At 57.9% G+C, this 21,187-nt stretch carries 21 protein-coding genes, 4 tRNA genes and 2 pseudogenes; 14 read left to right on the top strand and 13 right to left on the bottom strand.

Annotated features, from left to right (window positions below; genetic code table 11):
* The first annotated feature begins 58 nt into the window (after positions 1 to 58).
* From csrA to AC54XV_RS18270, 4 genes are all read left to right on the top strand, one after another.
* Positions 59 to 247 (top strand): carbon storage regulator CsrA, encoded by a 189-nt coding sequence (csrA, locus tag AC54XV_RS18285; protein WP_002554426.1) that lies wholly within the window; start codon positions 59 to 61, stop codon positions 245 to 247.
* Positions 248 to 309: 62 nt separating this feature from the next.
* Positions 310 to 400: transfer RNA gene (locus tag AC54XV_RS18280), tRNA-Ser, on the top strand.
* 109 nt (positions 401 to 509) lie between these two features.
* Positions 510 to 586: transfer RNA gene (locus AC54XV_RS18275), tRNA-Arg, on the top strand.
* A gap of 87 nt (positions 587 to 673) precedes the next feature.
* A tRNA-Arg gene (locus AC54XV_RS18270) sits at positions 674 to 750 on the top strand.
* A 44-nt stretch (positions 751 to 794) separates the two neighbouring features.
* Here AC54XV_RS18270 and bamE read toward each other — a convergent pair.
* Complete coding sequence (gene bamE / locus AC54XV_RS18265; RefSeq protein WP_003406463.1) at positions 795 to 1,286, bottom strand: outer membrane protein assembly factor BamE domain-containing protein; 492 nt, start codon at positions 1,284 to 1,286, stop codon at positions 795 to 797.
* 325 nt (positions 1,287 to 1,611) lie between these two features.
* On the opposite strand from bamE, the gene mgtE reads away from it, so the two are divergent.
* Positions 1,612 to 3,054, top strand: a complete 1,443-nt coding sequence (mgtE, locus tag AC54XV_RS18260; RefSeq protein ID WP_003412626.1) for a magnesium transporter — start codon at positions 1,612 to 1,614, stop codon at positions 3,052 to 3,054.
* A gap of 186 nt (positions 3,055 to 3,240) precedes the next feature.
* Here the strand turns inward: mgtE and AC54XV_RS18255 are convergent, their stop codons facing one another.
* The 3 genes from AC54XV_RS18255 to AC54XV_RS18245 all read right to left on the bottom strand — a co-directional run bounded on the left by AC54XV_RS18255 (position 3,241) and on the right by AC54XV_RS18245 (position 4,458).
* Positions 3,241 to 3,567 carry an Arc family DNA-binding protein gene (locus AC54XV_RS18255; protein WP_002554423.1) on the bottom strand — a complete coding sequence of 109 codons (327 nt, stop codon included), beginning with the start codon at positions 3,565 to 3,567 and terminating at the stop codon, positions 3,241 to 3,243.
* A gap of 429 nt (positions 3,568 to 3,996) precedes the next feature.
* A complete protein-coding gene (locus tag AC54XV_RS18250; protein WP_003406456.1) occupies positions 3,997 to 4,182 on the bottom strand; it encodes a PA3371 family protein in 186 nt (61 codons plus the stop codon).
* Positions 4,183 to 4,218: 36 nt separating this feature from the next.
* Complete coding sequence (locus AC54XV_RS18245; RefSeq protein ID WP_024639118.1) at positions 4,219 to 4,458, bottom strand: hypothetical protein; 240 nt, start codon at positions 4,456 to 4,458, stop codon at positions 4,219 to 4,221.
* 317 nt (positions 4,459 to 4,775) lie between these two features.
* On the opposite strand from AC54XV_RS18245, the gene AC54XV_RS18240 reads away from it, so the two are divergent.
* Positions 4,776 to 4,852 (top strand) — tRNA-Arg (locus tag AC54XV_RS18240).
* Between the two features lie 12 nt (positions 4,853 to 4,864).
* Here AC54XV_RS18240 and AC54XV_RS18235 read toward each other — a convergent pair.
* Positions 4,865 to 7,276, bottom strand: coding sequence for a DUF3772 domain-containing protein (locus AC54XV_RS18235; protein ID WP_496717122.1), 2,412 nt, complete (start codon positions 7,274 to 7,276; stop codon positions 4,865 to 4,867).
* Positions 7,277 to 7,611: 335 nt separating this feature from the next.
* Between AC54XV_RS18235 and AC54XV_RS18230 the strand changes: the two genes are divergently transcribed.
* Positions 7,612 to 8,313 carry a glutathione S-transferase family protein gene (locus tag AC54XV_RS18230; protein ID WP_003406441.1) on the top strand — a complete coding sequence of 234 codons (702 nt, stop codon included), beginning with the start codon at positions 7,612 to 7,614 and terminating at the stop codon, positions 8,311 to 8,313.
* Between the two features lie 210 nt (positions 8,314 to 8,523).
* Positions 8,524 to 9,087 (top strand): TetR/AcrR family transcriptional regulator, encoded by a 564-nt coding sequence (locus AC54XV_RS18225; protein ID WP_024639130.1) that lies wholly within the window; start codon positions 8,524 to 8,526, stop codon positions 9,085 to 9,087.
* A gap of 21 nt (positions 9,088 to 9,108) precedes the next feature.
* Here AC54XV_RS18225 and AC54XV_RS18220 read toward each other — a convergent pair whose 3' ends face one another.
* The gene (locus tag AC54XV_RS18220) at positions 9,109 to 10,017 is read right to left on the bottom strand and encodes an AraC family transcriptional regulator (protein ID WP_277249318.1); all 909 of its coding nucleotides are present in this window, start codon (positions 10,015 to 10,017) and stop codon (positions 9,109 to 9,111) included.
* A gap of 138 nt (positions 10,018 to 10,155) precedes the next feature.
* Between AC54XV_RS18220 and AC54XV_RS18215 the strand changes: the two genes are divergently transcribed.
* Together AC54XV_RS18215 and AC54XV_RS18210 are read left to right on the top strand one after the other, a co-directional pair.
* A complete protein-coding gene (locus tag AC54XV_RS18215) occupies positions 10,156 to 10,899 on the top strand; it encodes an SDR family NAD(P)-dependent oxidoreductase (protein ID WP_496717121.1) in 744 nt (247 codons plus the stop codon).
* 102 nt (positions 10,900 to 11,001) lie between these two features.
* Positions 11,002 to 11,976, top strand: coding sequence for a saccharopine dehydrogenase family protein (locus tag AC54XV_RS18210; RefSeq protein WP_058398739.1), 975 nt, complete (start codon positions 11,002 to 11,004; stop codon positions 11,974 to 11,976).
* Positions 11,977 to 11,992: 16 nt separating this feature from the next.
* On the opposite strand, the gene AC54XV_RS18205 is transcribed toward AC54XV_RS18210, so the two are convergent.
* Positions 11,993 to 12,880 (bottom strand): AraC family transcriptional regulator, encoded by an 888-nt coding sequence (locus tag AC54XV_RS18205; RefSeq protein WP_475245948.1) that lies wholly within the window; start codon positions 12,878 to 12,880, stop codon positions 11,993 to 11,995.
* A gap of 193 nt (positions 12,881 to 13,073) precedes the next feature.
* Here AC54XV_RS18205 and AC54XV_RS18200 point away from each other — a divergent pair, with 193 nt between their 5' ends.
* Positions 13,074 to 13,823: an SDR family oxidoreductase gene (locus tag AC54XV_RS18200; RefSeq protein ID WP_003406431.1), complete on the top strand. Its 750-nt coding sequence runs from the start codon at positions 13,074 to 13,076 to the stop codon at positions 13,821 to 13,823.
* 80 nt (positions 13,824 to 13,903) lie between these two features.
* On the opposite strand, the gene AC54XV_RS18195 is transcribed toward AC54XV_RS18200, so the two are convergent.
* Together AC54XV_RS18195 and AC54XV_RS18190 are read right to left on the bottom strand one after the other, a co-directional pair.
* Complete coding sequence (locus AC54XV_RS18195; RefSeq protein ID WP_011268502.1) at positions 13,904 to 14,716, bottom strand: oxidoreductase; 813 nt, start codon at positions 14,714 to 14,716, stop codon at positions 13,904 to 13,906.
* A 64-nt stretch (positions 14,717 to 14,780) separates the two neighbouring features.
* Positions 14,781 to 15,584: pseudogene (locus AC54XV_RS18190) on the bottom strand (NADP-dependent oxidoreductase); the annotation flags it as partial.
* Between the two features lie 65 nt (positions 15,585 to 15,649).
* On the opposite strand from AC54XV_RS18190, the gene AC54XV_RS18185 reads away from it, so the two are divergent.
* A protein-coding gene (locus AC54XV_RS18185) for an IS3 family transposase (protein WP_239987110.1) occupies positions 15,650 to 16,791 on the top strand; the annotation gives its coding sequence in 2 pieces (ribosomal slippage) (positions 15,650 to 15,902 and positions 15,902 to 16,791; 1,143 coding nt in all).
* A 38-nt stretch (positions 16,792 to 16,829) separates the two neighbouring features.
* Here AC54XV_RS18185 and AC54XV_RS18180 read toward each other — a convergent pair.
* From AC54XV_RS18180 to AC54XV_RS18170, 3 genes and pseudogenes are all read right to left on the bottom strand, one after another.
* Positions 16,830 to 17,033: pseudogene (locus AC54XV_RS18180) on the bottom strand (alcohol dehydrogenase catalytic domain-containing protein); the annotation flags it as partial.
* 59 nt (positions 17,034 to 17,092) lie between these two features.
* Positions 17,093 to 17,881: an SDR family NAD(P)-dependent oxidoreductase gene (locus AC54XV_RS18175; RefSeq protein ID WP_024642778.1), complete on the bottom strand. Its 789-nt coding sequence runs from the start codon at positions 17,879 to 17,881 to the stop codon at positions 17,093 to 17,095.
* Between the two features lie 256 nt (positions 17,882 to 18,137).
* The gene (locus AC54XV_RS18170; RefSeq protein WP_003406427.1) at positions 18,138 to 18,740 is read right to left on the bottom strand and encodes a TetR/AcrR family transcriptional regulator; all 603 of its coding nucleotides are present in this window, start codon (positions 18,738 to 18,740) and stop codon (positions 18,138 to 18,140) included.
* Positions 18,741 to 18,858: 118 nt separating this feature from the next.
* Between AC54XV_RS18170 and AC54XV_RS18165 the strand changes: the two genes are divergently transcribed.
* Positions 18,859 to 19,722: an alpha/beta hydrolase gene (locus AC54XV_RS18165; RefSeq protein ID WP_003406426.1), complete on the top strand. Its 864-nt coding sequence runs from the start codon at positions 18,859 to 18,861 to the stop codon at positions 19,720 to 19,722.
* A 217-nt stretch (positions 19,723 to 19,939) separates the two neighbouring features.
* Positions 19,940 to 20,359, top strand: a complete 420-nt coding sequence (locus tag AC54XV_RS18160) for a hypothetical protein (protein ID WP_003406425.1) — start codon at positions 19,940 to 19,942, stop codon at positions 20,357 to 20,359.
* On the opposite strand, the gene AC54XV_RS18155 is transcribed toward AC54XV_RS18160, so the two are convergent.
* On the bottom strand, positions 20,329 to 21,123 hold the full coding sequence (locus tag AC54XV_RS18155; RefSeq protein WP_003406424.1) for an NYN domain-containing protein: 795 nt from the start codon (positions 21,121 to 21,123) through the stop codon (positions 20,329 to 20,331). The genes AC54XV_RS18160 and AC54XV_RS18155 overlap by 31 nt on opposite strands.
* Between the last annotated feature and the right edge of the window lie 64 nt (positions 21,124 to 21,187).

The raw sequence follows: 21,187 nt of genomic DNA, 5'->3' as shown, positions 1-21,187 counted from the left end.
TGTCACTGCCTATAGGTTGCAGACTGTTGTCCCTGAATAAAGGCGTAAGGAGAAAAGTATGCTGATTCTGACTCGTCGGTGCGCGGAAAGCCTGATCATTGGGGATGGTGAAATCACCGTCACCGTGCTCGGAGTGAAGGGTAATCAGGTGCGTATTGGTGTCAATGCGCCCAAGGAAGTCGCTGTCCACCGTGAAGAGATTTACCTGCGTATCAAGAAAGAGAAGGACGAAGAACCAAGCCATTAATTTTTATTGAATTTTTGGTTTGCAAACGGGGAAAAGGGTGGTTATTATACGCCCCGTGTTGCGGAGAGCTGGCCGAGTGGCCGAAGGCGCTCCCCTGCTAAGGGAGTACACCTCAAAAGGGTGTCGGGGGTTCGAATCCCCCGTTCTCCGCCATTATTTATGTAGTGCGTAAGATTGGGCTTGATCTGTAAGTTGTTGAATTTACTAGAAAAAGTGCTTGACTAAACAATCTTACGACCTATAATGCGCGGCACCAACACATGCACTCGTAGCTCAGCTGGATAGAGTACTCGGCTACGAACCGAGCGGTCACAGGTTCGAATCCTGTCGAGTGCACCATTTAAAGTTGTTTGAAGTGTTGTAAGCAATTACAAGGTTTCCGATAACTGGCTCCAACCAGAGGTGATCTGGTCTAAAAACACCAATGCACTCGTAGCTCAGCTGGATAGAGTACTCGGCTACGAACCGAGCGGTCACAGGTTCGAATCCTGTCGAGTGCACCATACAAACGAAAAGCCCACATCGAAAGATGTGGGCTTTTTGCTTTCTAGCGTTTTCCTTTAACGCATCCGTGCTCGTCAAATGTCACCTTATGGCTGCGGCCTTTTTTCTGGTTGTACACGTAATGCAATTCTCCGTTGCGGTGGGTGACTTTGTCGGGGCGCCCCAGCAGGCTCTCGACATCACGCTGCGTCATGCCGGGAGGCGTGCGCTGGTTGATGATCGCAGTCCGGCGCTGTTCGGCGCTCAGGCGGTTGCCGCAGCCATCATCGCGTGTGCCGACCACGACAACTGTCCGGTCTGCCGGTTTTTCACGCACAGTATGCGCAGTGTCGGCGGGCGGAAGCACATCGATACGGGTTCCCGGCGGCGCATTGAAGGCTTTCTGCAGACGGCTGCTGTGCCCATCCGGGCATCCCAGGGTGGTAAACGTAATCTTTCCGGATGCATCCTCGCAGCGATGCACGCTGCTGGCGGTTGCAGTTGCAGAAATGCAGAGCAGGGCGCTCCACAGCAGTAGATGATTGGCAGGTCGCATGCCCAGGGTCCTCCGTGACGGGTGTCAGCAAAGGCTAACTCCCGCCTTTGGACGGGGCGAGCGTGTTTTATTGGCTGAATGTGACGTCGAACCCTGGCTGGCTTACGGAGTTGCGCAGGTTTGCACTGCAAACGGTTGTTCTGAGCTGAATTTTCTCGCGTGCGCTTCGCTCAAAGCGGTGTATCATTGCGCCCGTCAGCTCCGCCGGGGCTTGTGGAACACCTCCATGGACATACCCAGTCGTTACTCGATAATGTTTTTCAACAATCATGAATTAACTGATTGATCTCCCGGCGTGCCCCGCTGCTGGGAGTGGAGTTCGCCTATGACCGAAAGAGAAGTAAAAAAAACGCAGGAAAGCTTGCAGGATCGCCTGGCTCAGGTTGTCGATCTGCTGCAGCGCCAGCGTATTGTTGAAGACCTGACCCATCGTCAGGAAGGTCAGCATCAGGACCGTGTAGAAAACCTGGTTCACCGGCAGAACCTCGTCGAGTTGCAACGCAAGCTCGAAGACCTTCACTCTGCCGACGTCGCTTATATCCTTGAAGCCTTGCCCCTGGAAGACCGTCTGACCGTCTGGCAGCTGGTCAAGGCCGATCGCGACGGCGACATTCTTCTTGAAGTATCCGATTCCGTTCGTGAAACCCTGATCGCCGACATGGACGATCATGAGTTGCTCGCGGCGGCACGGGACATGGACGCCGACGAACTGGCCGACCTTGCTCCCGAGTTGCCCCGCGACGTCGTTCACGAGCTCATGGAGACACTGGATTCACAGCAGCGTGAGCGCGTGCGGTCGGCCCTGTCCTATGACGAGGATCAGGTCGGTGCGTTGATGGACTTCGAGATGGTGACGATCCGTGAGGACGTCAGCCTTGAAGTCGTGCTGCGCTACCTGCGCAGGCTCAAAGAGCTGCCCGGTCACACCGACAAACTGTTCGTAGTCGATTCCGAGGGTGTGCTCAAGGGCGTGCTGCCGATCAAGCGTCTGCTGGTCAATGATCCGGAGAAGCAGGTTGGCGAAGTCATGGCCAACGATCCGGTCAGCTTTCACCCGGAAGACGATGCCTACGATGCGGCACAGGCGTTTGAGCGTTACGACCTTATCTCCACGCCGGTCGTGGACAAGAACGGCAAGCTGATTGGCCGTCTGACCATCGATGAAATGGTCGATCTGATTCGTGAGGAAAGCGAAAGCGAAGTCCTCAACATGGCGGGTCTGCGTGAAGAAGAAGACATCTTCGCGTCGGTATGGCGTTCGCTGCGCAACCGCTGGGCCTGGCTGGCAGTCAACCTGGTAACCGCGTTTCTGGCCTCGCGTGTGATCGGCCTGTTCGAAGGCTCCATCGAGAAGCTGGTGGCGCTCGCTGCGCTGATGCCTATCGTGGCCGGGATCGGTGGCAACTCCGGTAATCAGACCATCACCATGATCGTGCGCGCGATGGCGCTGGACCAGGTCAATACCGGTAATACCGCGCGATTGCTGCGCAAGGAGCTCGCTGTCGGCCTGATCAACGGCCTGATCTGGGGGGGTGTGATCGGCGTGGTCGCCTACCTGCTTTATGACAGCTGGTCGCTGGGTGTGGTCATGACCGCAGCCATGACGCTCAACCTGTTGCTGGCAGCGCTGATGGGCGTTTCCATTCCCATGGCGCTTTCCCGCCTGGGACGAGATCCGGCGATGGGGGCAAGCGTCATGATTACGGCGATGACCGACAGCGGCGGCTTCTTCATCTTTCTAGGGCTGGCGACGATTTTTCTGCTCTAAGTCTCGCGACTATTACAGTCTTTTGAAATAAAAAACCGCCGTGATCAGGCGGTTTTTTTATGCTTCGGCCAAGTCTTCATGTCGCTGTGTAACACAATAAGCCGACGACTAATAAAGAAAAAGACTACAAAAAGGCTATAACGAAAAAGGCCAGCTTTCGCTGGCCTTTGTCTGTTACGTCAAATCTCAGGACTCTTCGGAAGCGAGTTCCGTGTCATGAGCAATCAGCGAAACAAGGGCGTTCTGTTGACGATGTGAAAGCTGACGAAAGCGTTGCAGCAGCTCGCGTTCGTGCAAGGACAGCTCAGGACTATCGAGACGCAGGCTTGGTTCATCACCAAGAGCACCTTCCTGAATCAGGCTTTGTTCGAGACGAGCAATGATCTCCGAGTTCATGCTGCGGTGATGATTCTTGGCTACCTCTTGCACGCGATTACGCATGCCGTCTGGTAGGCGAACGACGAACTTGTCAGCCGTGCGGCTGGAATAAGTAGCCTGTTTCATAGGGCTCATATATTTAACCGGTTAGTTCAGGGGAAGCGGTTCTAGCAAGTGGCCGCAAGATTGTCACAGTCTGACAATCATTTTGGCCAAATGTTCAACCGGGGTTCCAAGGGGCCGACATCATGCCGTATTACGTCGAATCCTTGGCGTCAATTCTGTGACAAATATTGACTCAGGTAGCGGCGTATTGCCAGCACCAATTATCAGAAATGCGAGCGAATTTGCAAAGTCATCGCATTTGTCCCCGGATAAAAGGGCACGCCACCGAGCCTTTTAGCGATCATGGCCATTTGACTCTGAGTATGCGTCTAAATTCAGCGTGAGCGAGGTTAGCCGACAAAGGGTTGGCTGCGGTGCAGGAAGGTTCTTTTGGAGGAGGGGGGATTCTGGATGCGAACGGTCAGACGACCGGGCAAATTGGCGCAGGTAGCTTCGCTGTCAGCGAAGCACCGGGTCGAATTTGAAGCGACGACCGACGAACAGCGCAACCACGAAGAGACTGGCGAATACGCCGGCGGCGATATTTGCAGCGATACTCATGGCTTGTGCATTAACAGGAAGCAAAAGGTCGGCAACGACAGCCATGATCGTCAGGACCAGAAATGACAACGCGGATTTTGACATGGCTACTCTCTCTTGAAAGGCTCGTTGCGGGCGTTATCAGAAAACCCAGCGCTGTTCGGCGCGTGGAAACTGAAGTGACTCATCATCGTCATTAGCCAGCATCGCCGCGCTTGCAACGCGGTCAGTCATGATTGCCAGCTTTGGCGCCTGACTGATCTGGTGGTGCACAGGAGCAGGCGTGATGGCCTGAGCGTCCTTGATACCAGAATCCTGGAAATGAAATGCCACCAGAGCCACCAGAGCTGCCGCATTCAACGCTGAGAGAGTCTTGTTCATTTTCCAGTACCTGTGCCCGACCGTTTGGGATGAGATGTGTTCCACAGATATCAATAATGCAGTCTGCATGCCAATCAGAAAATGATAAAAAATCCTTTTAAATCAATGGTTTATTAAATTAAAAAAAGTGCTCTACAGTGCGTTTTGCAATGATGGCTTTTTGGGGTATTGCAAATTGCATGATCGGTTTATCGGGCCGTGTTTCCAGGCGACATCGGCTACAGGGTCGAAGGGCAATGACGACATGACAAAAGCGCCACATGCCGCTAAGATGCACGCCGTCCTCGCTGGCACCGATCGGTGTGTCGGCACGCAGTGTCTCAGTAGCTCAATTGGATAGAGCATCCCCCTCCTAAGGGGAAGGTTGCAGGTTCGAACCCCGCCTGGGACACCATATAAACAAGCATCACTGACTCTCCTCCTCCGCCGCCTCCTTCCCAGCCCCCTCATTAATCAACACCATGCTCTGCGGTGCAGACAGCGCTACACCCAATTCCCTCAGACGCCCCAAGACCGTAAACAACAGATCACTCCGTGCGCCACCCACCGAGCGTGGGCTGTTCACGTAGCCGCTGGCGCTGATGATCAAACCGGTATTGGTCAAGTCCTTGAAGGTGACTGAAGGCGCTGGCGCATCGAGTATCGCTTCGTGTTCGGTGAAGGCTTGCAACAGCAGTTCGCGTATTTGCAGAACGTCTGTTTCCAGGGGCAGGGTGAGGGTGATTCCGACTACGCCCAGCGCGTTGCCCATGGTCACGTTACGGACGTTCTGCGTGATGAATTGCGAGTTCGGCACGATCACTGTCGAGCGGTCGCCCATCTGGATTTCGGTCGCGCGGACGTTGATCCGGCGAATATCGCCTTCGACCCCCGCCAGGCTTACCCAGTCGCCGACTTTGACCGGACGCTCGGTCAGCAGAATCAGGCCGGAGATGAAGTTCTGCACAATGGCTTGCAGGCCGAAACCTATCCCCACCGACAGCGCACTGACCACCCAGGTCAGGTTGGTAAGGCTGATGTTGAGTGTGGACATCACCACGGCCACCACCAGCACAAAGCCGATGTATCCGATCAGGGTCACCAGCGAGGCCTGCATGCCCGCGTCCATGTTGGTTTCGGGCAGCAGGCGTTCTCCAAACCACTCCTTGAGGACACGCACGCTCAGCAGGCCGACGACCAGGCACACCAGTGCTACCAGAATGTCGCCGGGGACGATGTTCAGGTTGCCCATGGATTTGGAGGTGACATCCAGCTGAGTAAAGCTGGCGAGCAGATCGCCCGGGCTTGACCCTGAAGGCAGGAACGCCAGCAGGACAGCGGTGAGCAGCAGTAAGGTGCGGCCTATGCCGGCCAGTACGGTACTTGCCTGCGCCTGATGGCGAGTGGACAAGCCCAGCGCGGAACCCAGCGCCAGGCCGCCGGGTTGCTTGGGCGACAAGAGGGTTTCGCAGATGTCACCGAAGCAGGCGATCAGCAGGTATGCAGTGGACGCTACCACGCTCACCCAGAGCAGTTTCACTGCCAGAAAGTACGCCAGCGTCAGGTAGCCGCTCAACAACGCCAGCAAACTCAGGCCGACCCACACCGCAACGATAAACGGAATCAGCCCGGCGAAGCCCGCCGGGCGCTCCAGCTCAAAGCGTCGGCGGGTGCGGCGGTAGCGCAACAGGGCATAGAAGAACACCAGCGAAACCGCCAGTGCCGTCAGGCCATTGACCGCAACCGTCAGGGCCAGGCTGCTGGCAATCACGCTGTTGATTCGTTCCTGCGTGCCGATGACCATCAGTGCCAGCGCCAGGGCAGGGGGGAAGCGACCCAATGCGATGGCGATCTGGTCAGGAATTTGCGGCAGGCGCCACGAGGCGTGTGCCAGCATCAACAGCGCACGGCCCAGACCGACGATGAAGGCGCAGAAGGTAATCAGCGTCTGCACCTGATCGAGCAGATTGACTACGTCGTTGCTGAGTACCGCGTTGTGGACGATCCCCCAGCGCAGCAAGGAAGTGGCAATGGTGATGGTGAGAATGGTCGACAGCCCGACAGCCAGGGCCAGAGCACTGCGGCGCAGGCGGCCTTCGGGCAGCCAGCGAATCATTGCCCAGATCAGCAGGCGCTCCAGCAGGCGCCGGACAACTACCCAGATGAACAACGCGCCCAGCACCACGCTGATGAATTGCACACGGTTTTCCGGTGCCATCGCGTTGTTGAGCACCTGGCGCACATCCACCAGAAGCCTGTTCAGGCGTCCCAGGTCGTCATCGGTCGGGCGAATCAGCGTGGACCAGAATGCCGAACTGAGCGGGCTCGCGGTGCGCGTGCTGATCTGTGAATCGAAGAGGCTGCGGCGCAGGTTGAATATCTGCGTAGCCAGATCCCGGGCTGACTGGCTTAGCTCATTGGTCTGCCGTTCATCATTGACCAGCGCGTTTTTCTGCGCGGTCAACGTCTTGCGCTGACTGGTCAGGCTTGGCGCTTCGTCCGGTTGCACCGGCCCGAGAATGTTGAGCTGATCATTCAGGTGTTCGATGTCGACAGCCTGCTGAGCAACCAGATTGTCAGCTTGTTTCTGGACCTGCAAAGCCGCCTGGCGCAGGCTTGAAAGCAGGTCATCGTTGGCGCTGACCGTCACTTTCTGACGGATCTGATCGAGCTGTTGGTTCAGATCATCCAGGCTCGGGGCTTCCACGGCAGGTGCTGCGCTGCTGGCACTATCGGCTTGGGGGGCGGGGGCATTCTGGGCCAGGGCCGGCAAGGTCACGCACAGCAAAAGCAAGGCGAGCAACCCGGTACGAAAACGGTTCAGCGAAGCGTACTGCATTCTTTTTCCTTCTTTCTCTGCGCGATGCGGCCTGGCGAGGCCTGTGGTTCGAGTCTGGGTCTTGTGTTTGAGCGGCATGCACTGGCCGCCCGAGATCAGCGGACAGGATATCAAGGTGCTCACGTTCGAGCGCTGTCAATGCGGGCCAACCCATGCCTGAGGGCTGCATTTTCAGCACAATCCTGTCCGGTTGCTAGGCTTGCTGGTCAGCCGAGCCAGATATTGTCTACCTAACAAATGTTAGGTAGACGTTGACTCAGCGAAAAAGTACCGCTACGGTATGGCTACCTAACGATAGTTAGGTAGGTTTTTTACCCTACCTCACAGGCCCGACCATGACCTCCAAATTGCGACTTTTCACCTCTCCTTCGGCATTTCCGAATCCTCAACGCCTGCGTTTGTTCATCCACGAAAAAGGCATTGCCGATCAGTTCGACGAAACCATTTATGACATGACGCCGGGTGGAGAGCAGCGTGGCTGGCGTCACCTGAACATGAACCCGTGGGGTGAAACACCGACCCTGGAACTGGCAGACGGCAGCTTCATTTCCGAGACGGCTGCTATCGCGCGTTACCTGGATCAGGCTTATCCGGGCCGCAAGATCATGGGCGAGGGCGCCCTGGAGCAGGGCCTCGATAACATGTGGGATAACCGCATCTGGGTGCATATCCTCTACCGGATCGTTACGGCCTTTCACGTGCTGCACACCGGCCTCGGCTTCAAGCTTGAACTGACCAAGAACGAAGCATGGGGCGAGCATTGCCGCAAAGAGGCGCTGAGCCATGCGGCACTAGTCAATCGTCACCTGTCCGATGGCCGCGAGTGGCTGCTGGGCGGCGATGCGCCAACGTTCGCGGACATCACGCTTGCAACCGCCATTGCCTTCTCCAAGTTCCCGGTCAATGCCACGCCACTGGATGAGCGTTTCGAGTTCCTGGATCTGTACTGGCAGCGCTGGCAGAAGCGTCCGGCTTTCCAGGCCGCTTATGCTGATCGCAGCAGCGGTATTCCTGAGCTGGACTCGCCGGCCGAATGATTGAGCGGTTGTACGTGCACCTTATCGCCGGGAACGTCAAGCAGGATGTTCCCGGCGATAGCCGTTGCAGCTTGGGAGAAACCGACGATGGCCGTTCAGCAGCGGATGACCGCTGCCATGCCCACACCGTCTTTCTACCTAACAAAAGGCAGGTTTTTGAATTAGCATGTGTCGGTCTCCAGAAACGCGTCCGAAGTACAAGGCACTACGATGACCATCAACGCCCGTGAGGCGATCCTGCTTGCTGCGAGAAACATTGCCCAGTCGCAGGGCTACAACGGCCTGAACTTTCGCGATCTGGCCGCCCAGGTCGGAATCAAGCCGGCCAGTATTTACTACCACTTCCCCAGCAAGGCTGATCTGGGTGTCGCGGTTGCCAGGCGATACTGGCAGGACGGTGCCGCTGCACTCGAGACGATCTGCGAAGAAACCCCCGATCCCGGCGAAGCGTTACAGCGTTTCCCGGAAATTTTCCGGCGTTCGCTGGAAGTTGAAAACCGCCTTTGCCTGGGCACTTTCGTCGGTGCTGAAACCGACAACCTGCCGCCTGAGATGACCGAGGAAATGCAGCTATTCGCCCAGGTCAACATTGCCTGGCTGAGCAAGCTTCTGGTGGCTGCGAAGGTTTGCGCGCCCTCGGACAGCGAGGTGCGGGCGCAGGCCATTTTTTCCGCTGTGGCGGGCGCTCAACTGGTGGCCAGAAGCAGGTCGGATATTTCCCTTTTTGACACGTTGATCGACACCTATCGTGCCTGTGGGCCGCTTCCGGCCTAGAGGCCCGCCGCTCTGCGTGCATCAGGCGAGAGGCTGATTAACTGCCGCGCCCCTCGTAGCCTCGAGGATCCGCCCGGCATCCTGGGCCGGCGGAAGTCCGAACACCCTCGAATAATCCCGACTGAATTGCGTGGCGCTTTCATAGCCCACCTCGAAGGCTGCCGCCATGACACTTTTGGCGTTGGCCACCATCAGCGTTCTGGCGTGCAGCAGACGTACCCGCTTCTGGTACTGCAAAGGGCTCAGGTTGGTCACGGCCTTGAAGTGGCGATGAAACGCCGAGACGCTCATCGACGCGCGTTCCGCCAGACGCTCCACGCCTAACGGCTCAGCGAAGTCGCGGCGGATCCACTGGATCGCCATGTTGACTCTGGCCATCGCAGTATCCGGTGCGGCGATCTCGCGGAGCATCCAGCCATGAGGCCCTTGAAGTACCCGGAAGATAATCTCCCGTTCGTAAACCGGCGCCAGCGCGGCGATGGCGTCCGGGTCGCCCATCAGGCGCAGCATTCGCACCCACGCATCCATCAGTTTGGTGGTCATCGGCGCCACTGAGAACCCGGGACTGTTCTCGAGGCGGCTGGCAGGTTTGGGCAAGTCGGCGAACAGTGTGGATAACACCGCAGGATCCAGCGTCAGGCTCACCGCCAGATAGGGTTCTCCGGACCGGGCGGGACGTACCGAGCCCACGGCAGGCAGGTCGATGGACATGACGAAGTAGGTCGCCGGGTCATATTCGAGCGTGCTGTCACCGACAGTCATGTGCTTGCTGCCTTGCAGGATCACATTGATCATCGGGTCGTAGACCGCTGCCAGCATATGCTCGGGGATTTTGCCTTGAACCATGGCCACACGAGGTATGCCTGTTTCAGTACGGCGATTTTCAGCCTTGGCCGCGAGCAGCCGCAGTTCATCGAGTTGATTGTCCATGCTTCGCATGCTGAGGGCTGGGCATGGCGCCGCGCAAGCGAAAAGCAGAAACAGGCAGGTTTCGAGCAGGAACGGGTACGCTCCCGGTGATGGCGCTGGGTACTGTGGAGACACATTCAAACCACAGAGGAACATCACATGGGCGTCATCGTAATCACTGGCGGCAGCCGTGGCATCGGCGCAAGTGCAGCCGAACACGTGGCCCGACGCGGGATGGGGGTCATCCTTACCTACAACGCCAACCCGGAGGCCGCCGCAACGGTGGTCGAGCGTATCGCGCAGGCCGGTGGCAAGGCAGTTGCGCTCAGGCTGGATGTCGCTGACGTCGGCAGCTTCGAGGCGTTTCGAGCGTCAGTGTGCTCGGTCCTGCAAGACGTCTGGGGCGTCGCAACACTGAGCGGTCTGGTCAACAACGCGGGTTACGGGCTGTTCAATCCGTTGGAGACGGTCAGCGAAGCGCAGTTCGATGGCCTGTTCAACGTGCATCTCAAAGGCCCTTTTTTCCTCACCCAGACATTGCTGCCGCTGATGGCGGAAAACGCCAGCATCGTCAACCTGACCAGTGCCACTACTCGCGTGGCCACTGCCGGTGTCGCTCCCTATGCGGCGTTCAAGGGCGGGCTTGAAGTCTTGACCCGCTATATGGCGGCCGAGTTTGCCGGTCGACGCATCCGGGCCAACGCTGTGTCGCCCGGCGCCATTCGTACCGAACTGGGCGGTGGGCTCAATGATGAGTTCGAGGCGATGCTGGCGGCGCAGACGGCCCTGGGCCGGGTTGGCGAGCCGCAGGATGTGGCACGCGTCATCGCCATGCTGCTGTCCGAAGAAGGCGGCTGGATCAATGCGCAGACTATCGAAGTCGCAGGCGGCTACAACATCTGAGGGCCACCCCATGCTCGATCATAGCGTTCTACGCGCACCAGCCGTTCTGTACCCCGATGGCTACAGCCCCGACTTCGTCTCCAAAAAAAGGCAGCACGTCCAATGAGCACACTTCTGATTTATGGCGCTACGGGCTACACCGGGCGTATGGCCGCAGAGCGGGCCAGGGCGCTCGGCCTGAATGTAGAAATCGCCGGACGCAATCAGCAGCGCCTCGTCTCCCTCGCTGCGCAGCTGGACGTGAAATACCGGGTTTTCGATGCCGACCAGGCCGAGGGTTTTTTGTCCGGCATCTCGGTGTTGCTCAACTTCGCAGGGCCATTTGTGCAGACCGCCGAGCCGTTGATGCGCGCCTGTATCAAGGCCGGTGTCGACTACCTCGACATCACCGCCGAGATCAACGTTTACCGGCTGGCCGAAAGGCTGGGCGCTGAAGCGGCGGCAAGTCAGGTCATGCTGTTGCCGGGTGTCGGTTGGGATGTCGTGCCTACCGATTCGCTGGCCGTGCAGGTTGCCGGGCGCGTGCAGGGGCCAACGGCGCTGAACATGGCGCTGCAGGTGCCAGGGTCGATGTCCCGCGGGTCTGCCATGAGTGTCAGCGAAATCATCGGTGCAGGCGTGCTCGCCAGAATCGATGGCGAACTTGTTGCAATGCCGGATGCCGAGCCGCGTCATTTTGATTTTGGTCAGGGCCCGGTCCTTTGCGTACCGTTGTCATTCGGTGATCTGGTCACCGCCTGGCATTCGACCGGCATCCGCAACATTGCAATGTTCGTGCATATCGCCGGGGACGCGTTCCCGCAAGGCGATCTGTCACAACTGCCTGATGGCCCGACGCCCGAGCAAAGGGAGGCGCATCGGGCGCGTGCTGTGGTTGAAGTGACCGATGCGAAGGGCGCGATCGCACGTTCCATGATCGAGACCGTGAACGGCTATACCTATACGCCGCTGGCGGCCGTAGAGGCTGCGCGTCGCGTGCTCGACGGCGAACGGCTGCCGGGTTTTGTCACACCGGCCAAGGTCTTCGGCGGCGGGTTCGCCGAGAGCATTGCCGGTACGCTCGTGACCGACATGTAACAACTGGGGCGACGGCTCACGACACGGCCGTCAATTCATCTGCGGGCGTCCTGAATCTTGCAGCGTCCCGCGCCGGCGGCAGGCCGAACAGCCGCGCGTACTCCCGGTTGAATTGCGAAGCGCTTTCGTACCCTACGGCATAAGCGATGGAGGTCGCATCCAGTGTGTCGAAAAGCAGCAACCAGCGCGCCTTCAGCAGGCGCAGGCGCTTCTGATATTGAATCGGGCTCATCGCTGTGACGGATTTGAAGTGCCTGTAAAAGGCAGCAACACTCATGTCGGCCATCTGCGCGAGCGGTTCGACGCGAAAGGGCTCGGTGTAGTGCTCACCAATCCACTGGGTGACGCGGCGGATCTGCGTCAGTCGGCCATCCGGGCGTGCAACGTCACGAAGAATGCCACCCAGTGGTCCCTGCAAGGCCCGGAACAGAATCTCCCGTTCGATCATGGGCGCGAGGATTGCGGCTTCGTGCGGGCGGTCCATGAGTCGCAGCATGCGCAACCACGCATCGATCATTTCATCTGGCGCGATGACGCTCTCGAAGCAGGCGTTCTGGGGCGCTTCAGGTGCTCTGCCTTCGGCCATCAGCAGCGTGGCGATTACTTCCGGATCGAGGGTCAGGCTGACCGCAAGATAAGGTTTGTCCGGCGTGTCGGCGTGAATCTGCCCCGTCGCAGGCACATCGACAGGCACCAGAAAGTAGTGCCCCGTGGTGTATCTGGACGCATCTTCGCCGATCGACAGGGTCTTGGTGCCTTGAAGCACCAAGTGCAGCATCGGCTGATAGACCTGATCCGCACAGGCCTCGGCCCGGACCATTGACACCCGAGGCAACCCGGTGTCGGTCCACTTGTCCTGTGCGCGCATCACGATGCAGCGCAGTTCTGCCAATGATTTCTCCATACAGGCCACCGTGGGCCATATCCCGAGGCATGGCAAGCAACTTGAGAGGAACAGGCAAGGATCTGCGACTAACCGGCAAACGTTGTGCCCCTCGATGGCCGAATACTGATGACACGCGGCTGGTTGCCTGGCGGTCATTCATGATCCGATTGCAACGAGGCCTCATACCACATCACTTGAAGAAGGCCGGTTTATGAAACTCGAAGGAAAGATAGCGGTTGTCACGGGGGCGTCCAAAGGCATAGGTGCCGGGATCGCCAAAGCACTGGGCGCCGAGGGCGCGACCGTCATCGTCAACTACGCTTCCGGCAAGGCGGATGCGGACGCCGTCGTCGCCTGGATCGCAGAGCACGGCGGCTCCGCGTTTGCGGTACAGGCAGACATGAGCCAGTCAGCAGACGTGATACGCCTGTTCGAAACGGTCGGCACGAAGTACGGCGCTCTGGACATTCTGGTCAACAATGCGGGTGTCGCTGTGTTCCAGATGATCGACGACCTGACTGAAGAGGCTTTCCACACGCAATTCAACCTGAACGTGCTGGGCTACCTGCTTGCAGTGCGAGAGGCCGTCAAATTGTTGGGGCCGACCGGCAGCATCATCAATATCAGCTCGATTCTCAGCACCGACCCTTACCTGGCGTCGAGCGTGTACGCGGCGACCAAGGGCGCGGTCGATACCTTGACCTTCGCGCTGGCCAGAGAGCTGGGCGCGCGGGGCATCAGGGTCAACTCGATCCTGCCGGGGCACACCAACACCCCGGCAACCCATGGGCATTTTGCCGGTGAGTTAGGTGAGAAGATTCTGGCTGGAACACCCTTGGGTCGTTTTGGAGAGCCCGAAGATATCGCCCCCTTGGCTGTGTTTCTGGCGTCGCAGGACTCGCACTGGGTCACCGGCGAATCCATCCGCGCTTCGGGCGGGGTCAGGGGCGTCGGTTACTGACGCTATCGGTTGAACCAAGGATGCGCATGGACCGGAGAGGGCGCTTTGGCAACTTACCATTCCATCCCGACCCATGCCATTTACTCCGGCAAGCGAAACTGCTTGCGCAAGCTCTTATCGAACGCCCCGGCAGGTGCGAAGCGCCGTAGCAGGCTGATTTGTCGGGCGGTCTTGCCGGCGGTGTATCGATGCCGGGGACGAACATCGCTCGCCGCTTTCAGCACCACCGCTGCGACAACCTCGGGCAAGTCGGCTGTCGGCATGACATCGGCGAGCAATGCACGGACCCCGGCTCGCGCCTGATCGTACGCCTGCAACTGCGAGTCCGGCTCGATGCCATTTTGATCGAAGACGGTGCGTACGTAGGCCGGCTCAATGACCGAGACCCGGACATTGAAGGCGCGAATTTCGTGATCGAGCGATTCCGAATAGCCTTCCAGGGCGTGTTTGACCGCCGAATAATGCGCCGAGTAGGGCGCCGGTATCAGCCCCAGAACCGAGCCGATATTGATAATGCGCCCCTGACCTCGTTGGCGCATCGACGGCAATACCGCGTTGGTCATGCGCATGACGCCAAACAGATTGACGTCGAACAGGGCCTGCACTTGCGGGATCGAGAACTCCTCGGCGCCGCCCAGCATGCCGATGCCGGCATTATTGACCAGCAGGTCGATACGCCCGGTTTGCGCGAGGACGGCAGCAACGAGCGCGCGGACAGAATCGTCAGCCGTGACATTGCAGGTCAGCATGGAGACCTGTGCATCACTGTCACCGATTTTGCGGCTCGTGCCAAACACGGTATACCCGGCGCGCGCCAGCGCCTCGGCGGTGGCGCGACCGATGCCCGATGATGCACCCGTGACGATGGCGGTTCTTTTGGAAGAGGTGTTCATTCGATACTCCAATGCTCAACAGGCGCGTGCCTGAAGGGTGGCTGGGCGGGGCTTTAATAAGCGCTTACTTGATCTTCACGACGACCTTGCCTTTGGCGCGGCCCTGACCCAGGTATTCAAGCCCTTCGCGGGCCTGTTCAAACGCAAAGACCCTGTCAATCACCGGTGTTATCTGGCCACGTTCAAGCAACCTGGCAATCTCGCCAAGTTGAGCGCCATCCGCGCGAACAAACAGAAACGAGTACGACACATTCTTCTTTCTGGCCAGACGCGTGATCCTGCGGCTCATCAACCCGAATACGAAGGTGAAGAACGCATTCATCCGCCGAGCCTTGGCGAATGACGCATCCAGCGGACCGACCAGTGATACGATCCTGCCGCCGGGCTTGAGGATGCCGACAGCTCTTGCAAGGTCGTCTCCCCGGGTGGTGCCGAGGACCAGGTCAACGTCGTGCAGCAACTGTTCGAATGCCTGCTCTTGGTAATTCACGACTTCATCTGCGCCCAGGCTGCGAACCAGCGCCATATTTCCTGTGCTGGTGGTCGTGGCCACTTCGGCGCCCAGGTGTTTGGCCAGCTGGATGGCGAAGGTGCCGATACCTCCAGCCCCGGCCGGTATGAACACTTTCTGGCCCGATTGAAGAGAGGCGCGCTCCTTGAATGCCTGCCACGACGTAAGCCCGACCATCGGAATGGAGGCTGCCTGAACAAAGTCCAGATTGGCGGGCTTCCGGGCGGCAGCGTGTTCCGGCACGGCGGCGAACTCGGCGATTGCGCCGCCACCCAGCTCGAACAGGCTCGCGAATACCGCGTCGCCTTCCTTGAATCGAGTGACTGCGCTGCCCACCTGAATGACCACGCCTGTGATGTGGCCTAATCATTCCGGACACACCCAAAGGAGCGGTACCCTACCGCTCAACGATGAGGTGTCCGATGTCAAAACGTCAGTTTCCAACCGAGTTCAGACTTGAGGCTGCCCGCCTTGTTCTTGATGCCAATTATTCAACCGCTCAGGCCTGCGAGGCTATGGGTGTCGGGGCAACAGCACTGCGCCGCTGGGTTGAACAGTTAAGGCAGGAGCGCGGGGGAGTAACGCCTGAAACGGCTAATGCCATGACCGCTGAACAACAACAGATCCAGGCTCTGCATGCCAAAATTCGCAAGCTTGAAATCGAGAAGGAAATCCTAAAAAAGGCTACCGCTCTCTTGATGTCCGATTCCCTCGATCGGTGATTCTGATCGAGAAGTTGAGTGAGCGTTTTACTGTGACTGACTTGTGCCGTGTGTTTGGAATGAACCGCAGCCGGTATTACGACTATCTGAAGCAGCGGGATCGAGTTGATCCCGACAGAGAACGGCTCAAGGTCGAGGCGATTCAATTGCACACTCAAAGTCGCCGATCAATGGGAGCTCGCAGTTTGTCAGCGGCCTTGAAAGCCCGGGGTGAGCAGGTTGGCAGGTTTTTGGCTGGTCGTCTGATGGCCGAGGCGGGTTTGCAAAGCTGTCAGCGTCGACCGAGGCCTTATCGGCATAGCGTCGTGCAATCCCGATTCGCCGAGAATTTGCTGGAACGCCAATTTGAAGTATCAGCCCCCAATCAGGTCTGGTGCGGAGATATAACGTATATCTGGGCTGGTACGCACTGGGTATATCTGGCGGCTGTGCTTGACCTGTACGCCAGGCGGATAGTGGGTTGGGCGATTTCCAGCACACCAGACTCAACGTTGACTTGCAAGGCGCTGGCATTGGCTCATGAAGCTCGAGGAAAGCCACACAAGGTCATGTTTCACTCCGACCAAGGCTGCCAGTACAGTAGCGAGATGTTCCGCACTAAACTTGAGTCGCTCGGTATGCAGCAGAGCATGAGCCGTCGCGGAAACTGCTGGGACAATGCCCCGATGGAACGCTTTTTCGGCAGCCTGAAGTCCGAATGGATACCGAAAAAGGGCTATCGGAACGAGGAGGAAGCACGCCCTGATGTGCTTCGTTACGTAATCCATCACTACAATCAGGTCAGGCTGCACAGCTACAACGAATACCGCACGCCAGTGGATCAGGAAAAAATGGCGGCGTAGCTTCTATAACTGTGTCCGGAATCAGTTGACCAGATCACTGCCAGATCGCTGCCCATGATGGCCGGTAGTTGCAGCTTCACCACAGTCTTGAAAGCACCCGTAGTGATCATGTTGTCGATCGGGTTCAACCCGGCCGCGTGAACTTCCACCAACAGTTCATCAGGTTTGATGGCCGGTATGGGAACGTGGGTAATCGCAATCTCCGGCGATTTGCCGTAGTTCTCGAATGTCAGTGCTTTCATGACGCTCTGATTCCAGTGTCGTCGAACAAGGATGGACGCCTGCCACGGCTTGATCCGCTTCAGGCTTGCGGGCGATAGCGCTCGGCCGCCCGGGCCTGTCGAATGTCCGACAACAGCCCTTGTCGCGCCTCATCCAGCGAGTCCCAACGACCCGCCACATGCAGCGGCGGAATGGTCACCTGTTCGCGGCGGTCGTAGCCCACCAGTGCCGCATCAACCAGTTCGTCGACGTCCATCACCTCTGCAATAGTGTTCAGATCGATTCCCGCGCGCTCCCAGATTTCGGTACGGGTGGCCGCCGGGAGCACCGCCTGGACGTATACGCCCTTGGGCGCCAGTTCCACGTTCATTCCCTGGGAAAGGAACAGCACATAGGCCTTGGTCGCACCGTAGACCGACATGCCGAACTCTGGCGCAAGGCCCACCACCGATCCGAGGTTGACGATCGAACCTGAGCCGGACTGCGCGAAACGCGGGGCTACGGCGGCCGCAAGGCGTGTCAGGGCGACGATATTGAGTGCGACAAGCTTGTCGATGGACTCGGCGTTCTGTTGGACGAACCCTCCGGATTGAGCAATGCCAGCGTTGTTGATCAGCACATCGATGCTGGTGTCCTCACGCAGACGGGTTTCCAGAGCCGTGAGGTCGGCAGATCGAGTCAAATCAGCCTGAATGACTTCAACGGCAACGCCGTTTTCTTCACGAAGGCGCGCTGCCAGGGCATCAAGACGTGCCTTGTCACGAGCGACTGTCACGAGATTGTGACCGCGACGGGCAAATCGTTCGGCATATACCGCGCCGATGCCGCTGGAGGCACCGGTAATGAGAACAGTGGATGGCGTTGTCATGGAGGATGTACTCGTAAAGTGCGTTGAGGAGGTCGCACTTATGATTACGATCGAAATCTAAAATGTCAACGTATTGATGTTGATCGACATCAAAAAATACTCGATGCCGATCGAGCTCAGTTTTCGGAAGGGGACGTGGAGAGCATCATCGAAAGACGTCCTGGCAAATTGCATGCACACCGTCGAAACCGCTTCTGCGCAAGCGCAGTCACGACGGCGGTTGTGTGTCGATCAGGTGGAGTCAGTACGCCTGTTTTCAGTCTGACGGCGTAAGCACGGAGCGTTTCACCAACTGGAATATCGACTCGGCAGAGGGAATAGGGAATTGATCCGCCTTTCTGTCGATTATCAGGGACGCGTAACCATGTGCGGTGCTCCAGGCGAGGAAGGTGCGCTGTTCAAGCAGTTCCGGCTCGGGTTCGCTACCGTATTTCGCTACCCAGGCGTTGCGTATCGACTGGCGGAGCACTTGCAGCGTACGTTCACCCGATTTAAGCAGCCTGGGCAACGTGCGGTTTACACCCGCGCCAAACATCAATCGGAAGTGCTCCGGGTAACTTTTGGCGAAACTTACATAACCAATGCCGCAGCCCAGGAGGGTGTCGTCAAGTTCCTGTTGGACGGCAATGATGACGTCGGCCATGCGCTCATATCCATCGGCCACCACCTCTGCCAGCAGATTTTCCAGAGAGCCGAAATGGTGAGCGGGAGCGGCGTGAGAGACATTCGCCCGTCTGGCGCACTCGCGCAGTGACATCCCGCGCACTCCCGATTCACCCACGATATCCCAGGCGGCCTGACGCAGAACGGCAGGCAGATTGCCGTGGTGGTAGGTCCGCGGGGTGTCTGAAGTCGACATGTAAGGCTCCCTATCATGAAACAAAAGTTATATTCCCGTCGGCTCAGCCTATCTTGTCAGTGACAAGATAGGCTGTTCTAATGGTGCCAGAATCATCTGACGGGTGTGGGGAATACCGATGAGCGACATCATCAAGAGGCTTCGACTATTGACGCTGCGCGGCACGTTCACGCTGATCAGCCGTATTCTACCGGGCATCACTGGAAGATATCTCGCTCGACGTTTTGTGACTCCGCAGGCGTCCGGACGTGCCAAGGCTGCTGAAATTCTGAGTACAGCGACGGATGTGCAAACCGGTAGCCTTGAACTGGACGGCATCAGAATTGCCACCTATGTCTGGGGCGATCCCTCCAGCCAGCCGTATGTGTTGCTGGCCCACGGCTGGTCAAGTTACGCGATGCGGTTTATCGGATGGGTGCCGTTACTGCGCTCCATGGGCTACGCCGTGGTGGGGTTCGATCAGCCCGCGCACGGGTTGAGCGCGGGCAGCATCAGTCATATGACCCAGTTCGTGGCTGTGCAGCAGCACGTGGGACGCCATTTCGGAAAGCCTTCGGCGGTGATAGCGCATTCACTCGGCGCTTCATCGATTGTTTTCGCTCAGGAACAGTCGTGGCGCCCCGAGCGTTTTATCCTGATTGCGCCGCTCCTGGCACCTACGGACAGCGTATTTCAACAGTTCGATTCAGTCGGTGTTGCCCACAAAGTATTCAAACCTTTCGAGGCCGTCCTGCATTCGCTGACCGGTCGCCGCTTTGCAGACTACGACGCCACTTCGCGACTGCCGCTGCTTGATCGTCCCGCCCTGATCATTCATGACCGCCGTGACCGCGAAACACCGTGGGAAAAGGGCGCTCGTTTTGCAGAACTATGGCCGGGGGCGCGTCTGTTTACTACTGAAGGGCTTGGCCACAATCGGTTGATTGATCATCCATCGGTGATAGACGAAGTGATGAAGTTTCTGAAACCGGATCATCGTTAACGGCATCCGCAACGGATGGCCTTTCCAACGATTCCACTCTAAAGCGTCTACACGCAGCTTCATGAAATCCGTATGTGCCAGTTGGACCTGGCTCGTTTAATTGCAAGATGAATAACGGAAGCCAGATGCGTTTCCGCTCATCACGAGCTGAGCTTCTTTTAAAAGTCCTGACGTAGCCGGACAGGCGGGTCAGCGTCTTCAGAAGCTGGAGGCCGCTATGGGTTTTAATAATTTTTCCGATGAATTGGCGGTGCTTGAAATCGTCCGCAGCGCCAACTTCGTTCGCCCTGGAAAGTTGACGTCTGGGCAAATTTATCTCGCGCTGATACGTCTTCAATCAGACGTTCCGGCGGCCGGGGATTTTATGGCCATGATTGATGAGCTGGTCAAAGAGGGACTGCTGGTTTCAGCCGCTGTGCTGGATCACGACATCTCGTTTCCCTATGTCCAGCACATTGTTCTTGGTGTTACCGAAACAGGTGCGGCCGTACTGGAAGACCGGCGTTTTCAGGCTGACCTTTTTTACATGTGTTCGACGGTGCCGTCCCAGCTACAGCGTCAGGAAAGAACTGACAGTCGCAACTGTCAGCCCAGGACTGACAAACCTCACTTGCCCTGCAGCTTATGCCGCGCATAAAGCACTGCTGTTCCGCCAGAGGCCGCACGGGCCTGTAGCTCGAACGTTTGTGGATAGCCTTTGATCAAATCGCTCAGTTTCTTGTAGCCATGGGTACGAGGATCGAACTCCGGCCGCAGTTTGGTGATGTTTGTGCCCAGAGCGCTCAAGTGCGCCCAACCGTCTTCATCAGCGATGTCGTCCATGATTTTCGCAATGAAAGCCACTGGGGCCTTGGGCTTCTTGCTCGGCTCGGCGGCAACGGATTTGACGTTGTCTGCAGGTGCGGTGGCGTCCGATGCAGGGTCTGCGCTGGCGGGTACGGCGATCTCTTCGCGAAGCAATTCGATGTAGATGAACTTGTCGCAGGCCGCCACGAAGGGTTTGGGTGTCTTTTCTTCGCCAAAGCCATAAACGGTCAGACCTTCCTCACGCAGGCGCGAGGCCAGGCGTGTGAAGTCACTGTCGCTGGACACCAGGCAGAACCCGTCGAAACGACGCGTGTAGAGCAAGTCCATCGCGTCGATGATCAATGAGCTGTCAGTCGCATTCTTGCCTTTGGTGTAGGCGAATTGCTGGATGGGCTGGATGGAGTAGTCGAGCAGAACTTTCTTCCAGCCGCCGAGCTGCGGGCCGGTCCAGTCACCATAGATGCGCTTGACGCTGGCCACGCCATATTTGGCGATCTCTTCGAAAAGACCTTCTACGATAGCTGCTGGCGCATTGTCGGCATCGATCAGCACCGCCAGGTGCTTTTGAGAACTGTTGGGGTTTTGGACGGCCATGGATCACCCTCGTACGAAAGCGTAACCATACCGCCAAAACGAGAGATTGGCGCTATTCCCCGAT

It is taken from the genome of Pseudomonas fragariae (ex Marin et al. 2024), assembly GCF_059621105.1.
Note: the sequence above shows the minus strand (reverse complement) of the source record. Positions and strands in the feature narration are given on the sequence as shown.

Bases quoted from the DNA above. Each gene is read 5' to 3' on its own strand.
- csrA (WP_002554426.1), top strand. From the start codon at position 59: ATGCTGATTCTGACTCGTCGGTGCGCGGAAAGCCTGATCATTGGGGAT.
- bamE (WP_003406463.1), bottom strand. From the start codon at position 1,286: ATGCGACCTGCCAATCATCTACTGCTGTGGAGCGCCCTGCTCTGCATT.
- mgtE (WP_003412626.1), top strand. From the start codon at position 1,612: ATGACCGAAAGAGAAGTAAAAAAAACGCAGGAAAGCTTGCAGGATCGC.
- AC54XV_RS18255 (WP_002554423.1), bottom strand. From the start codon at position 3,567: ATGAGCCCTATGAAACAGGCTACTTATTCCAGCCGCACGGCTGACAAG.
- AC54XV_RS18250 (WP_003406456.1), bottom strand. From the start codon at position 4,182: ATGTCAAAATCCGCGTTGTCATTTCTGGTCCTGACGATCATGGCTGTC.
- AC54XV_RS18245 (WP_024639118.1), bottom strand. From the start codon at position 4,458: ATGAACAAGACTCTCTCAGCGTTGAATGCGGCAGCTCTGGTGGCTCTG.
- AC54XV_RS18235 (WP_496717122.1), bottom strand. From the start codon at position 7,276: ATGCAGTACGCTTCGCTGAACCGTTTTCGTACCGGGTTGCTCGCCTTG.
- AC54XV_RS18230 (WP_003406441.1), top strand. From the start codon at position 7,612: ATGACCTCCAAATTGCGACTTTTCACCTCTCCTTCGGCATTTCCGAAT.
- AC54XV_RS18225 (WP_024639130.1), top strand. From the start codon at position 8,524: ATGACCATCAACGCCCGTGAGGCGATCCTGCTTGCTGCGAGAAACATT.
- AC54XV_RS18220 (WP_277249318.1), bottom strand. From the start codon at position 10,017: ATGGACAATCAACTCGATGAACTGCGGCTGCTCGCGGCCAAGGCTGAA.
- AC54XV_RS18215 (WP_496717121.1), top strand. From the start codon at position 10,156: ATGGGCGTCATCGTAATCACTGGCGGCAGCCGTGGCATCGGCGCAAGT.
- AC54XV_RS18210 (WP_058398739.1), top strand. From the start codon at position 11,002: ATGAGCACACTTCTGATTTATGGCGCTACGGGCTACACCGGGCGTATG.
- AC54XV_RS18205 (WP_475245948.1), bottom strand. From the start codon at position 12,880: ATGGAGAAATCATTGGCAGAACTGCGCTGCATCGTGATGCGCGCACAG.
- AC54XV_RS18200 (WP_003406431.1), top strand. From the start codon at position 13,074: ATGAAACTCGAAGGAAAGATAGCGGTTGTCACGGGGGCGTCCAAAGGC.
- AC54XV_RS18195 (WP_011268502.1), bottom strand. From the start codon at position 14,716: ATGAACACCTCTTCCAAAAGAACCGCCATCGTCACGGGTGCATCATCG.
- AC54XV_RS18175 (WP_024642778.1), bottom strand. From the start codon at position 17,881: ATGACAACGCCATCCACTGTTCTCATTACCGGTGCCTCCAGCGGCATC.
- AC54XV_RS18170 (WP_003406427.1), bottom strand. From the start codon at position 18,740: ATGTCGACTTCAGACACCCCGCGGACCTACCACCACGGCAATCTGCCT.
- AC54XV_RS18165 (WP_003406426.1), top strand. From the start codon at position 18,859: ATGAGCGACATCATCAAGAGGCTTCGACTATTGACGCTGCGCGGCACG.
- AC54XV_RS18160 (WP_003406425.1), top strand. From the start codon at position 19,940: ATGGGTTTTAATAATTTTTCCGATGAATTGGCGGTGCTTGAAATCGTC.
- AC54XV_RS18155 (WP_003406424.1), bottom strand. From the start codon at position 21,123: ATGGCCGTCCAAAACCCCAACAGTTCTCAAAAGCACCTGGCGGTGCTG.